Raw genomic sequence first — 16,082 nt, 5'->3', positions numbered from 1 at the left:
TCTTACTCAATCCGTAAAGCTATAGCATATTCAGTAAATGAATTGTATTGTCCACTTATACTTGGATTATGCGTATAAAATAACTTGTATTTCTGAACTTCATTATTCTCCATCACTTCTACAATATCACCATAAATAAATCCGCTACCTTTATAGATGTAAAAACCATCGTATTTCCCCCTGAATCCATCATTCGAATCTCCGAAATACAGCGGTGTAAAAACTATCTTCCCTTCATTAGATGGTGCTTTTGAAAAAATCTTATCCCAATAGTAGGTATAATTCCCAATCGAACTAGAAGAACTACTATAAAATTTACTTCTATTAGTTACATGTACGCATCCTTGTCTAGGTACTCCGGCACTTAATAAAACTCCAAAGGGATATGAATAAGGTGAAAATAATTCAGGTTGGTAGTATTCGTCTGGAAGACCTATAAAACCAATCGTTGTCTTTCCTTTGTGAGATGGAATTTCATCATCATTCGCATATACACAATAAATGACAGTATCTTTATCAACGTATAGATATAGGTCAACCATATATTGTAGGAAATCTAAAGATGTTATCCCGCTCGTGTCATATACTTTTCCATGATGAAATACTAACGGAAACCATCTTTCTTCTCCGATACCAGCATTAGTATCTTTATCGTAACCTCTAATCAGTCTATAACTCCCATCAGCACGATTACCTTTTGGATCCCTTATATCATTTGCGCTCGATAGTTGGTCGTTTTTAGAGTTTGAGTCATTAGGACGTAGCTCAATATAATTGTTTTTGGTTCCATCATTACCTGTAGAATACATAACAAAAATATTATTCTTATCCGGTTTGTCAGCATTTAATTGCTGCCATCCAGCCTTTTTCATTTCATCGATAATCTTCATAAAGACTTCTCTGCGCTCTAGTCTGTGTAATTTACAAATTTTATTTGTCATTTATATGTTCCTCCTTAACTTAAACGTATTGCTTTCATAGAAACATTAAAAGTAGAGTTTGCTACGCCCCTATTTTCTATATAAAAATTTACCTTGTTTGTATGATCTTTATCCTCACAAGGAATATCCGAAATATCATATGTTCTTTTTTCTGATAAACTTTTATAGACTTGATTCCCATTCTCTTTTTAATCGTACATAAATAACATTGCTTCAACGTTTGAATCATTTGTAACTTGAATCGTACGAATATTGTATTTGTAACACCCTACATCCAGTGGCGTATATAGAACTTTCCCTGGTTCAATTGTAATTTGTACATTCCTCTCAATAAAGATTGATGGTGTAATCTCTCTTTCGGATGTATATCTATAAAATTCATTACAGTTCCCATACTGTATTCACCACAATTATGTTTTAGATGAACATTAAAATAAATTGGTTCAAATGCTAGGACATTTGTATCCTTCACAGCCTTTACCCAAAAATCTCGCATACTTTGTGCAGCTACTGAATCAATCTGTATTTATTTATTTTTTTCTTTTCTAGATTTTGATCTTCTAATTTTCGCCTCAATTTCAGAAGATACACTTTCTAACAACCAAGTAGGAATCCATTTATCCCACCCTATCCGTACACAATTGGCTGTAAAACTATTAAAAGTATGATAAATCAAACCACCAGTTACCATAAAATAGAAAAACTCTGGTAGTTTAAATGCAATATCAAATAAATGAGCTAAAGAAAGTAATAAAAAAAGCAACACAGTTCGTGCAATGCCCTCAATTCCATATTGTGATGAATACGTACCATCTAATTTTGAAGCCTTACTACCAGTTATCCAATCTAATACAACTACCCATACCAAAATGATAATTCAAATTATATTAGATTTATCATATGAAAAATTACATATAGTCCCAATCCCCCACTAATTAAAGAAGCAACTTTAAATTAGGTGGTATTAATAACATCTAGTACATTTAATGTTTTTACAAGCTCTTGAATTCGTTCCAAACTTTCACCCCCTCTTTTTACATTTCAAAGCAAAATAAAAAAGCCTGCTTTAGCACGCTATTGTTTTAATTCAAATTATTTTTGCTATACGTTCGCTTTTTCCATGGTGATTCTAATGGTTCTTTTCTTGGTAGTGCTTGATTACGGATTTGTTCCTCAGATATATACTGATTTTGCTGAAAAAAACCTTCAAATGTCCCATTTGGAACTCGAACCCCCCCTGTTAAAAATGGGATAGGAAGAAAAGTACTCATTACTTTTGTTTTTACACGACTTCCTTTAATTACGTATATCGGATTCGAAACTTCTTGTCCAGCAGTCTTTCTAATTTCTCGTTCCCCATAATTTTTCACCATAATCTGAGGTAACACTTTACCACTTGTTTTTGTAATTATCCGTTTGCCCTGTTCCTTTATATTAACTTCAGGTACTATCTTTCCCATTGTTTTATCATTAATTCGAATTCCTATTTTATTACCTTGGTGACTGACAGTTAATTTTATTCCTCTATAAGTAGCCATTATTCATATCCCTCATCTTATTCTTATAGCCAGATATGATATTTCGCTACCAAATGAAGAAGTAGTTTTGGAATTGGATTCACTACCATATGAAAAATAATTTGCCCAAAATGGTAAATACACTTCAATACCATTCTCAGTTTCAATTTCAATTGTATCTCCACTTCTTCCATCAGCTATAATCTTACCATTAGGTCTAAAGCATTGTAAAAATCCCAATTTAGCCCTTAATCCAACATTCCCCTCTGCTATATATAAGTCCCATAACATAATTGTCCCATTATTTGCCCCACCTTCTGCCGGTGCAGGATAACACATTAAATACGTAAATTTATTTTGATATGCAAAATTATCTAAAAGCCTTTTAGGTGTATTACATATAAGGAAAGCATAATCCATACCAAAATACGACGTGCTATTACTTGCATGTATCGCACAAGAATAGGATGGTTCATTTTTTTCTTCAACATATGTTTCTTCAGGTATACCAAAAAAGTGTACTATTGGTTGCACAGCTTGACCTGGTTTTTGCTGCTTTAAAATCGTCTCATTTGGTATAGCTATAAAAACAACTCTATCTAAATCAGCATAACAATAGTACTCCATTTCCAGATCTTGCCTCAATGTTAGTTCACCACTATAAGTTAGCTTGGGGCTTCGATAAAAGAAATTCAACCTATTCCAATTCCCATAAATACTTATTTCTTTTTTATTTTCATAATCCCATTCCCTAATCCACTTAAAAAGTCCATCCGTTGAACTACTTGTTCTAATATCATAACCCGGTTTTCCAAGTGCATCTTGTCCCGCATAAGGGTAAAAAGCTAAATACATTGGTGATCTTCCATTGCTTCCTTTAGAATGTATTACAACTCGATAGTCTTTCTCATCACTATTATCCTCAAGAACTTCCCATCCAGCTTCTACAAACATTCTTATAAATGAATCAAACAAATCCTTCCTTAAACATGTTTCCCTTTTATAAATGATACTCACTTTAGATCACCTCATTCTATTCTTAATGCTACTGCTTGAGTCGGAAAAGACGTGTAATTATTATTAGGACTTCCCAATGTTGTATATCTATACTTTTGAATCTCATTATTTACTTCAATGTGAATTATATCACCATCCAGCATACCACCTGGCTGTAAAAAATACACTCTACCTAATCGCCCCCTAGTTCCAGTATTGCTGTCACCATAAAACACTTCACTTAGTACAAATTTATTATCAACATTAGGCGATAATGGTGAAATTATGCTCATCGTTGATTGTGCAATAGTTATTGCATTTTCCACCTCTAGTAAATTCTTGGGGTTATCTGACACCTTACACTTATTCTGCCCTGTATATCTTCCAGAATGGCCACTATTAGCATAAACAGCACCTGAATATGGTTTGTGTTCATTTCTCTTGCTTTCTTCAATAAATGATTGCTCTGGAAAACCTAAATATATAAGGGTATTACCTAAGCCCGTGTATCTAAAAGGTTTAACTAAAAAAATAATAACCTCTTTATCAGCGTAGTAAAAATACTCCATTTCCCATAATCTATTATATTTTCTTGCCCCAGTATAATTATTGCTATCATATTGTCTTCCGGGAAAAAAACAAAAAGTATCAAATGCATCTACGGAATAAAAAGTTGTTGGAGAAGTCATTACTCCCATTTTCATAGTTGCGTCTGCGTAATCTGTTTTTCTACAATCATAACTTTCATTCCAATCACCATCAAAAGCATTTAGCTGTACGGCCAAATGCTTATCACCATTATAGCCATCAGTATATATTTCAACTAACCTATTTGTTAAATCTGCTCCTTCACGTAGTCTCCAACCTGCATTTAAAGCTACTTGTATAAACGTATCAAATAATTCAAACCGTTTACACGTCCCTTTGGTAAAAATAGCCTTAGTCATTTAATTTCACCTCTAAATTAATGTCGTTACTTTTAATACCACAGTATACAAAGAAGGAACATTACTAAAATTTTCAATAAACATGTGACAAGACTTTGTTTGATCTTTATCGTCACAAGGAATATTGATTATATCGTATGTTCTTTTTTCTTTAATACTGCTGTACTGAATTTGCCCATCTTTTTGTTTATCAAAAATTGTACACTCATAATCATTATTTGCTGTATTTTCAATAAAGATTGTCCTAAGTTCATACTTGTTTATACCTAGTTCAATAGGTATATACTTCTTTTCATTACCATTAATCTCAACCTTTACTTTTTTTTCGATAAGCTTTGGAAGAATATTTTCTGTTTGTTCTTCTTGCTTATAATATCGATTTACGACCATTGATGTTCCCATCTTTTCACCCTCCAACTACTCATGCTCAAGATGTATTTGAAATTGTAATGGAGCAAGGCCAACATAATCTGTTCCCTTTGTTACTTTTAACCAAAACTTTATTGTTTTTTCTGGATTTACATAAGGAATATTGATACTATCTTGATATTGACCTGGTTTACCATTACTGTCTAACGCAAGATCCGCCCATGACCATCCAAATTTATCTTCAAATTGAGCAATACTTAAATTCACATTATTCGCTCGTGCAACTGAAGGATTCACAAGTTCTAGCATAATTTCTGATTTCCCTGATATCATATCTGGCAATCGAGTTTGTGCTAATGTTGAAAGCTCCTCACCTGAAAATTTAATTTCTAAATTAGATCCGAATCCATATACATCTCCACCATAAAATGTAGTCTTAATAACACCTAATTCTTTACCTTCTACATTTGTCAAAATAACTTTACCTGTAAATTCTAGTGACGGGAGAGTAATTTGAATACCAGTGTTATACCCTGTATTTCCATTGAAAATAATTCCCCCAAATTCATCTTCCATCTGCACACTTATATTCGGCGCTATATTAGCAATGGTTAACTTTCTTCCTCTTGTAGCAATAATGGAATCAATATCAAGATTTACAAATTTTGAATTCGATCCTTTTTTTAATACAACACCAAACTTACTACAGTTCATTCTATCTGAGTCATAAAAATTAAAACCTTCGCCATAATCAGAAAAAAACGTCCAATCTTCATTATCTTTGCACGCCATCCACTTCAATTCAGTTGTTTCTCGAGTACCATCTTCTGTTTCTAAGAACTCGATATTCTCCTCACCGTTTTTCCAAACGATAATACCGCCTTTGTCATCTTCATGGGTTGGCGTATAATCAGCAGATACTTCAAATGCGAATTCTTTCTCATTTGGAAGATCTGCAAGTAATAATGTGTCACGCGAAACATTGTGTAGCATTCTAAAATTTCCTTTTCGATCAATTAAAGAATAGCTACCGACAGGAGATGCAATCCATCTGGAATCGAACGTATCAAAATCATCCTTAAAGATTAAACCACTTCTTATTTGATATGGTTTTAATTTCTCATCGGGTAGCTTTAATAGTGTTGCACCTTCTTCTAAGTCAATAGCATCGATACTGATGTATTTCCCTGACAACTCAATAACGTGAATCATATCTTCAAGATTTTTCTTTTCATATGCAAGTGTTTGGTATTGCATAACTTGTCCTGAAAGTTTAAGGATTTCCTTTTGGCCATCAATTTTCAATTCAATGTCTTCCGGATAGGATGGACTTGTCATACTAATTAATCGGAACTTAGTACCTTTGAATAAAAATCTAGCCGAGATGGTGCTATCGTTATTGTCTTCCTTACTCTTCCAATGATGAGTATTATTGTAGCAACTAACATCAGCTTCAGTTGTTTTCCAGAAACCGTTGTATTCAATATTCTTGTGAGTATCGTCAAAACGTACCCAACCAGGTTCCGGCTCAACTAACTTGTCACCTAATCTAGCAAGTAAGTATCCGTCAGCGTCAATGTCAATGGAATCTAACGACATAGCTTTACCAATCACTTTTACAGTATGCTTGCCACGGTCTAAACCTATTTTCTCGTAACGTATGACTTGGTTACCTGAAGGACTATTGTAAACCATAGTTTCTTCTTTACCATCAATAAGTACTTTAGAAGTTGCATCGTAACCACTGTCGCCATAAGCTAGAAGTCTAAGTTTAGTACCTACGAACTCAAATTCGAAACTCGTGTCAAGTTTCTTGTCGAGATTGTAATGAGTTGTCTTGTTGTAGTGCTTATCATTACCCGTGGCTAGTTTCCAGTTTCCGATATAACGAATTAATGGATCGGTATCATCAATCCGTTTCCAACCTTTTTCAGGCTCTGTAAGAACAGTACCTACACCAGGTCGTGAAACAAGACTACCAGTGTCATCAATATCAATAGCATCCATTCGGAAGTCATATTCTAAAGCACCGGGTTGAGTTGTGATAACTGTTACCGTTACATCGTGCTCAATATCTTCTAAACCGAGTTTCTCATATTTCAAGACTTGGTTTGTATCTTGTGGTGCAATAGCGTCAAAATACTCTTCCGGTAAGTCATCAATTTTTACTCTGATTCTATCTGAATAATATTGATTAGTAGCACAACCAACAATGAGTCGTAACTTAGTACCTTTAAATTTGAATACCATACTTGCATTTTTACCCTTTTTAGCACAAGTACTTTTTCCGCCATAAGCACCATTATAGGCTACGTTTTTACTCCAGTTAGCATCATATTGAATGTATGTGGCGTTGTCATCATAACGTTGCCATCCATAGTTTGGATAAGTAGAAACATCACCAATACTTACAGGTAGTCTATCAATGTGTCCAGTAGCGTCGATATCAACACCAATAAATTGAGGGTCCCAACCTTCATGAGTTCCACCGTTGACTGTTACCACGTGATATCCTTCATCTAGATTAAGTACTTCACAAGCAATTTTAGCTGGTCCGGATACAGGGAACATATTAACAGGATACTTTACTCCGTCAATTAATACGTTACCAAGTTGTTCTTCATTTGAGCCTAAGTTAGACGAATAAATCAATCTAAATTTTGTACCGAAGAATCTAAACTGAATTTTATCAAACGAGTACTTGATTGGCGGTGTTTGACTTTGGTAATCCATACCACCAGTATAATCGAAATACATATTCTCCTTCGTTAAACGTTGCCAACCTGATTCTGGTGTAGCTAAGAAATCTCCAACTGTTATTGGTGGTTTTTCAATATAGCCATCTGCATCAATGTCAATTGCATCAATATTAAGTCGATAAGTACCTTTAGTTCCACACTGAATTCTAACTCTATGCTTCCCTTTAGTTAATCCTAACTTCTCATATGCAAGACCTTGATATACCTTAGCAGATGCTATCTCGCTATACTTTTCTGTCACGCCATCAATTGTAATTGATATGTCATCTGTACGATATGATGCAACATCGAAGCAAGTAATAATTCTAAGCTGAGTTCCATAAAAATCGAATTCAACTGCACCGGTAGAGTCCTTATCTGCTACATAATGGCAAGTACCATTATACCAAGAAGAATGTGAACCTTTTTCCCAAGTACCTTGGTATTTAAGTAACGAGTCAGTATCATCAACTCGTTTCCAACCAACTTCAGGTTGTAAAAGTTGATCCCCGATCTTAACTGATGACTTACCTCCAATTGAACCAGATTCATCAATGTCGATAGCATCAAGATTTATATATTTACCTTTTATTTCAACAGTATGCAATTTATTTGATAAACCTAACTTCTCGTATATTAACGACTTGTAGACAGCAGCTAAGCCTGAAGGTCTAAAGAAGTTGATAGTTTCTTCTACTCCATCGATTAAAATCTTAGCGTCAGGGTCATACCCGTATACTCCAATTCCGATAATTCTAAGTTTTGTTCCTGTAAAGTTAAACTTTATCGAAACCGGGTTAGCATCAGCTGGTGTGTTTGAAGTTGCATGTTTATAATGAATAGTGTTCTTGTAGCATCTACCATCAGCATCGCTTGTTGCCCATACACCAATATATTGAATATTACTATCCGTATCGTCAATTCGTTGCCAACCTGGTTCAGGCTCAAATAATACATCACGAAGGTTTGTAGGAGTTCCTACTAATTCTCCTCCTTTTATATCAAAAGCATCGAATGTACATTGAGTACCTGAAAGTTTTACTTTATGAACGCCGTCGGGTAAGTGTTTCTCGTATAGTATAACCTGATAATGATTCTTGGCTGGGTCAGTTGTAGTGTTAACCTTATATTTCTCAGTCACACCATCAATTGTAATGGAAACATCCTCCCAAGAACTCATGGAGTAGGTTGCTGAAATGACACGAAGGCCTGTACCTTTGAAAGAGAACTCTACTATCCCTAATGTCCTGTTCGAGTAGTCAGGAACTCTATAAGTTGCTGTTTTATTGTATCCGCCTTCATACCCTCCATCCTTAGCTAAAGTCCAGTAATCACCTCTGTAATGAATTAGCGGATTTGTATCATCTACACGAGTCCATCCTGGTTCAGGTTGTAATAAAATGTCTCCTACTTTAGCAGGTGGGTTTGGTTTTACTAAAGACCCCGTTTTGTCAATATCGATTGCATCTAGCGTTATGTCTATACCAGATAACTCAACTAAATGCTCTTTATCTTCAAGTTCAGTTGCTTCGAACATTAAAGTTTGCTGAACTCCGTTAATTGGTGATCTTCCTTCAACCTTAGTTAAGTCGTAAGATATTCCGTCGATCTTTAAAATAGCTTTTTTCTGGAAGTAACTGCTTAATGCTACAAGTCTTAACTTAGTCCCTTTAAATTTAAAGCTAGCAGACGCTTCTTCTGTACTCCCCGATGGTGCAGAATAATAATGAATAGTTTCATTGTATGCACCTTTCTGAGAAGTTATGAAACTCCATTTTCCATCATATTGAATATTTGAATCTGCGTCATCCATACGCTTCCATCCAAATTCTGGTTGGAGTAATTGGTCTCCTACTTTAACAGGTGGTTTTTCAATACTTCCGTCACTATCAATATCAATAGCATCAAAAGTTAACGGGAAAGGCGAATTAGTTCCGGATTTAATAACCACATCGTGAACACCTTCTGCCAAACCTAATTTCTCATAAACCAATGTTTGATATCCAACTTTAGTAGCTTGCTCACTGTAAAATTCCTCTTGACCATCGATTATAATCTTAATATCGTTACTTCGATACTGGGACTCGTGTATACAACCAATAATTCTAAGTTTAGTGCCTGAAAATTGGAATTGTACTTCCCCTGAAGCTCCGTCAACATAGTGGAATGTATTGTTAAACCATTCAGGAGTAGTATTACCCGACTTCCACCAATCACCTACATATTTAAAACTAGAATCGGTATCGTCAATACGCTTCCAACCCGCCTCCGGTTGTAATAATTGGTCTCCTACTTTAATAGGAGGTTTACTCATTGAACCATTGTCGTCGATGTCTATAGCGTCAAGTGAGAGTGCACCAGGGTTTTCACACTTAATAGTAACTTCGTGAACAGCATCAGTTAATCCTAATTTCTCGTAGCATAAAACACTTCCATAAGCTCTATCTACAACCCTCGACTCTGAATAGTACTGAACTTGACCATCTATACTTATTGCAACTTTGTTACTATGATTCTCATAAACAGAACACATCAATCTCAGCTTAGTACCTTTAAAATTAAATTTAATTTGAGCTGATTTATCGGTGTTCAAGTTGTTATGGCAAGTGTTATTGTAGTACTGTCTGGTAGAATCTGAATCACTTGTCCAATTGCTACCTAGATACTGAATATTTGTATCTATATTATCAATTCGTTTCCAACCAACTTCAGGAATAGTTATAACTTCCCCTACAGTTGCATCATAATCTACAAAATAGTCTGCGCCTAGTAAATCGACTGCACATAAAGTCAAGTTCATGTTTTCATTTACATCAATTACTACACTATGAATACCTTTTGAAAGACCCATTTTCTCGTAGCATAATTTTAATCCATCTTTCGGATCACCGTATTGTGCGAAAGTACCACTAGCCATTCCATCTATCGTTACTTTAGCTGATTTTGTAGCATCATTAAACCACCTAGAGATGATTCGAAATGCCGTTCCGAAAAATTTAAATCTAATCTGACCGACATTCTTAACTCCTGTACAAGTATAATCTTCGAAAGTCTTCCATACGTCTTGAGGTAATAACTCAATTTTGCGCTTCTCACTAGACAACTTAGAATCATAGTTATGCCTTGTCCAACCCGATTCCGGTGTATTAAGTACATCACCTACTTCAGCTTGTTTTACTAAGTATCCCTTATTATCTATATCAATAGCGTCTAGATTGATTTTTTCTCCTGATATTGTAACAATGTGCTTCCCTTCTACTAAGTTGAGTTCCTCATATAAAAGAGCACATTTTGTTACCCCTGTTCGATTGAAATTTATATCGTTCGTAATACCGTCTATCGTGATAATTCCTTTTTGATAATACTCTGTCATTAATCCAATAATTCGTAAGGATGTACCATAAAATGCAAACGTAGCAGAAACAATACCTGCAGACGTATAATCAGTCCAATGAAGAGTTCCATTGTAACTACCGTCAACAGATGTAGAAACATTCCATGGTCCAGAATACTTAATTAAGCTATCTGAATCGTCAAATCGTTTCCAACCATCTTCAGGTTGAAGCAGAATGTCACCTACTTTAGCAGTTTTCACTAATTCTCCATCAAGAATGTCAATAGCATCCATTATAATTCCTTCAGGACCCTCAAGTTTAACTGAATGAAATTCATTTTTCAGACCTTCTTTATTGTAAAGTAGAACTTTCCAGTTATCTGAACCTAGTACTGGATTGTACGATTCTTTAACACCGTCGATCGTTATATTTACAGGACCATAACCTAAATTAACACTTTTAGAAACAAGTCTGACACCTGTACCCTTAAACGAAAATTCTACAACTGATTTGGTAAGGGAATATACTGCTGTACTATTATAGTACCTATCATCAGATACTCTATTCCAAGCACCATCAACATACTTAATTAATGGATCATTATCGTCGAAACGGTTCCAACCAGGATCAGGTTTATCTAATATCTCCCCTACTTTTTTTGGTGTAAACACATAACCATCTGAATCGATATCAATTGCATCAAGATTTAAGTATATACCTAGAATCGTTACTGTATGCGGCCCTTTATTAAGATTTGTTTTCTCATATATAACAGCTTGCCTTGTTCCCTCCCATGCATCGTAATCTAATCTCTCTGTATTGCCATCAATAACGATTGTTGCATATCTATCATAACCACCATTATTAACAAGTCCAATAAGCCGAAGTTTAGTACCTACGAAAGAAAATTTAATCTGTACTGAGTTTGATGGTTGACTAGAACTTTTATAGTGGAATGTTTTCAAATAATTATCAGAGTATTTAGAGTATCCACTAAACCAATTTTCTCCTTCAAAGATAATATTCCTATCGCTATCATCAATACGCTGCCACCCTGGTTCGGGCTGAGTTAATACTCTCACCATCATATCACCTCTCCATTTTTATCTTAAAATAATTTCAATTGCTCCATCAGTAGCAATTACTATGCCCTAACTATTTGTATTAACAGCTTGATGGATCAATAAATTTAAATATTTCATGCATAACAGAAAGGAACTAATTTACTTACTAAAAGACATTTAAAATACAATTGAACTGCTTAAGCTTTTACTTTTACAACAGCTCTAGCAGTTCAATTTTAAAAATTACATAATGTCATGAAAATACAAATATTCGATATCATATACTTAAATAAAAGCTAGTCTAGCACTCTACTTTATTATCTCGTTTTCTTCCAATTCCAATTATTCCACCAAGATTCCCGGCTATGTTTTAACCATATTTTTGGTTCTTCTTCGATTAATATATCGCTTTCCTCAAATTCAACCGGTTCTTCTGCCTGATAGATATTTTCTAATTTAAACGTATCATTTTCAACAAGTATACTTTCGTTGTCTAAAATGCGATTAAATTGTTCTATTTCATCTATATTCGTATGAACGAGATTTCTTCTATTCACTGGGGTTGATTGGATCTCTATACTAGATAATTCTCTTACATTTTCAAACATACCGTATGTATTTATGGATGCTTTATGAGTTGATTTTCTTTCCCATTCATATAGCTCATTTATATTTGAAGCCTCTTCAATTGACTTCCGATGCATATCCTTCAATTCTAAAATATTCATCATTATATTTCGTACTGTACGATCTAATTCTTCATTCTTCACTACATTTGTATTAAATTCTCTTACATCTTTATGAAATTGATCCGTGACTACTATATTTGCCTCTGCCTCTTTCATAAGCTTTTCCATTGGAGCAGATGTAATATTCTTTACATACCAGTTTCGATCATTCATTGCGGTTTCATATTGTTCAATACTAATCTGTAACTCTCTGTCAATGATCTTAAAATTCTCTTTATCGATCATTTTTGCAGCTAATTCTTTTACGACTTTTACATTATCTATCGTTGCAACAGTCGCATCAACTTCTTGCAAGACATTACCAAACTGATAGAATGAACTAATTTCTGCTCTTGTTTCATTTTCTTTATTCATTATTTCATACGTATCTATATTTGTTTGTAATTCTCTTTGGGTTCTTGCAAACAAATCATAATCTGGTAAGTAAACTGTAATTCCTAATCCTTCGAATAAATCAAACTCTTCATACGATGCTTCTAGTTCTTTTTCTAATACAAAAGTATCACTTTCAACAAGTATACTTTCGCTGTCTACTGTTCGGCTGGATTGTTCTATATGACCAATAGTAGTATTAAAAGTATTGTACTTATTCGTTAAAGTTGTACGGATTTCTTCACTAGCTAGTTCTCTTTCAAATTCACTTATATCATATTCATGTATTGCTGCTTTATTATCTAATTTTCTTTGCCATTCGTCTGTTTCAAAAATATTTGACTCGTACTCATTATTAATTTGTCGCATATCATCAAAATGCTTAATTTTCATTATGAGTTGTTTCGTAAGTCGTTCTAATTCTTCATCCTTAATTACATTTGTATTACGTTCTTTTATTATTCTCTCTAATTGATCAGTAGCGATTATATGCGTATCTATTTCTGGCACTCGCTTTGTCATCGGATCAGATATAGTACTTTCTGCATACCAATTCCTATCATTCGTTGCAGTTTCATATTGTTCAATACTAGTTTGTAACTCTTTCTCAATATGTCCTATATCATTACTATCAATTATATTAGTTGCTACTTCTTTCACTAGATGACCAATCGAATCAACGGTATTAATTTCTGCGTCTATATTATTTTCTCTATTTGCTATTTCAGCTGTCTCAATATTCGTTAGTAATTCCCTTTGAATCCTTGCGAATAAATCATACTTCGGTAAGTAAACTGGAGTTCCTATTAAATCAAAAAGATCAAATTCTTCGTAACGAGAATCCTGTTCTTTTACGTGTCTACTAACAAGGTCATATCCTTCTTCATTATGTGCTATCAATTGTTCTTGCTTTGTAAACTCTACAGGGCTAATACATTCTGATTCATTATCGACTTTAACTCTTTCACTTGTTATTGGTTCATTACTTTCTTCACTTATAAACAATCGATCATACAATACAGAATTCGCTACTCTATCATCCTCCACTAACAACTCATGAAGGTCACGCTTTGCTAATTCATACGCATTTGTAAATGGAGTTTCTATTTCACATAGAATCCGATTCATGGAAGATATATCTGCTTGAGCAGTATGATACTGTCCATTTACTCGATTGAAATGTTCATATCCATATATTCCTATATCTTCTTGCTCACCTATAACTCGATTAGAAAGTTCATAAGAAGGTACATTCACTTCCATTTGTAATACTTTTCTATCAATAGCAGCTACATCGAAAAAGACTCCCTCTTTCTCTTGCATGCTTCTATCTGCTAGATCAGTATCACGAACATTACCATATACTGAACGTATGTCTCTTTTAGCTGAATTAACTGTTATTTGTTTCGCTTGTAGTTCTCTCTGTACACGAGCAAATAAATCATAGTCTGGCATATAAACTGGGATTCCTAAACTATTAAACAGATCAAATTCCTCATAAAATCCGGTCAATTTTTTGATTTGTCTACTAGCAAATTCATAGTTATCTTGAATAGTCCCCAATAATTGTTTATGTAATAGGTCCATTTCCTCATGGTGTATATATTCAGTCCATACATGTTTCGTTTTCTTATTAACTTGTTCGTCTTCAGCTAATTTTACTTCTACTTCTTTTGTGAGCACATCACTCTGTATCATTTCTGGAAGATTATAATCCATGTACAAATGATTCTGACTTGATACCATCAATGTTTCTACTAAATTTACCTCATTAGAATGGTACTGTCTTTCCAATAACTCATATTCACTTATGAATTTACTTTCATATTCATGCGTTATATGATTCATGTCATTCATTTCTATGTGAGATGAATCATATTCTATTAATAGTTTTTGAGCGTTATTATATACATGGCCACCATATGTATATATGTCTTCCATTATGCGGTCCGCAAATGACACATCATATTCATTAGTTTGCAGTTCTAACTTTTTACGTTCTAAATCTTCTATATTAATAAATCTTCCATCTATCTTCAGCGCTTTTCTATTTACAAATTCAAAATAATTTATTTCACCATTTCGCTGAATGGCATTTCTATTCGCTGTATTGTAATTTATATTACGAGCCTGTATTTCTCTTTGTTTACGAGCAAACAAATCATAATCTGGCATATAAACCGGAATTCCTGTATCAGTAAATAAATCAAATTCCTCATAAGAAGTAGTTACTTCTCTTGGCATGTTATTATAAAGCTCAAAATCACTTATATCTTGTACAGGTAATTCTTTTTGGCTAATCTCTACATGATCCACATTTCTAACTACAGTACTACATATTTCTTTTTCTCTTCTTTCAGTCAATATTGTTTCATAAAACCCTTCGCCATATAAAATACGTGCAACCTGTACCCATCGCGGTATTTCATCTACATTGGTTGCAAATTCTCGTAATTTCTGTTTTACTCTCTCTTGCTCAATTGGGAGCATATTACCTGCTTTATATATCTTACGATCTGTACTAGACATTTCTGTTACATCTGCATACTTTGTATCTAATCTGCTTCCATTGTTCCCTTCCATATGTTCCATATCAAAAGTTCGGTCATGTTGCATTGCTTTCTGATAGTAATGAACATCTGCAAGAATTTCTTTAAGCGGTTTAGAATCCTGTATGCTTAACAGTTCCATGTTGATACTCCGCATTAGGTTTGCAATATCCACTTTAGCAATATTAGCAGTCACCTCAACTTGCCTTATTGCCTCTACAACAAGGTCTGTTAATATACCTTTTCCCTTTACTATTTTGGTTGCAAATACCCCAGCATCTTCTTCCTTAACAGCTTTGAATCTTGAATATGGTGGCAAACTGACTGGAAAATTATTCGCATTTTTTACAAAAGGATTTAAAACAGAAAGCGAGAGACTATATGTTTTCTTCATTGTTGATCCCAAAGGAATCGAAACAACATGACTCTTCTTTTTCGTACATAAAGAAGGGGAAGCAATAGAATAAATTTTCTCACTCACTCTCTGCATTCCCCCTTATATGAT

At 34.1% G+C, this 16,082-nt stretch carries 7 protein-coding genes and 2 pseudogenes; all 9 read right to left on the bottom strand.

All coding sequences use genetic code 11. From position 1 onward, the window contains the following. Positions 1-2: 2 nt before the first annotated feature. The gene (locus tag ACTFRU_RS20875) at positions 3-941 is read right to left on the bottom strand and encodes a hypothetical protein (protein ID WP_440037800.1); all 939 of its coding nucleotides are present in this window, start codon (positions 939-941) and stop codon (positions 3-5) included. Between the two features lie 14 nt (positions 942-955). After that, positions 956-1,342 (bottom strand): annotated as a pseudogene (locus ACTFRU_RS20870) (hypothetical protein). Positions 1,343-1,467: 125 nt separating this feature from the next. Continuing rightward, positions 1,468-1,958 (bottom strand): annotated as a pseudogene (locus ACTFRU_RS20865) (phage holin family protein). A gap of 65 nt (positions 1,959-2,023) precedes the next feature. Then, complete coding sequence (locus ACTFRU_RS20860; protein ID WP_431140592.1) at positions 2,024-2,479, bottom strand: hypothetical protein; 456 nt, start codon at positions 2,477-2,479, stop codon at positions 2,024-2,026. A 12-nt stretch (positions 2,480-2,491) separates the two neighbouring features. Then, positions 2,492-3,475: a hypothetical protein gene (locus ACTFRU_RS20855; RefSeq protein WP_431140591.1), complete on the bottom strand. Its 984-nt coding sequence runs from the start codon at positions 3,473-3,475 to the stop codon at positions 2,492-2,494. A gap of 11 nt (positions 3,476-3,486) precedes the next feature. Further along, entirely contained in the window at positions 3,487-4,401 is a 915-nt protein-coding gene (locus ACTFRU_RS20850) for a hypothetical protein (RefSeq protein ID WP_440037799.1), read from the bottom strand. 12 nt (positions 4,402-4,413) lie between these two features. Beyond that, entirely contained in the window at positions 4,414-4,803 is a 390-nt protein-coding gene (locus ACTFRU_RS20845) for a hypothetical protein (RefSeq protein ID WP_440037798.1), read from the bottom strand. A 15-nt stretch (positions 4,804-4,818) separates the two neighbouring features. Next, complete coding sequence (locus ACTFRU_RS20840; protein WP_440037797.1) at positions 4,819-11,931, bottom strand: hypothetical protein; 7,113 nt, start codon at positions 11,929-11,931, stop codon at positions 4,819-4,821. 293 nt (positions 11,932-12,224) lie between these two features. Further along, the gene (locus ACTFRU_RS20835; RefSeq protein ID WP_440037796.1) at positions 12,225-16,067 is read right to left on the bottom strand and encodes a hypothetical protein; all 3,843 of its coding nucleotides are present in this window, start codon (positions 16,065-16,067) and stop codon (positions 12,225-12,227) included. Positions 16,068-16,082: the final 15 nt, after the last annotated feature.

The sequence above is a fragment of the Bacillus cereus group sp. MYBK220-1 genome, assembly GCF_051916445.1.
In the GTDB taxonomy this organism is placed as follows: Bacteria; Bacillota; Bacilli; order Bacillales; family Bacillaceae_G; genus Bacillus_A; species Bacillus_A cereus.
This window is presented reverse-complemented; position numbering and strand designations above follow the sequence as displayed.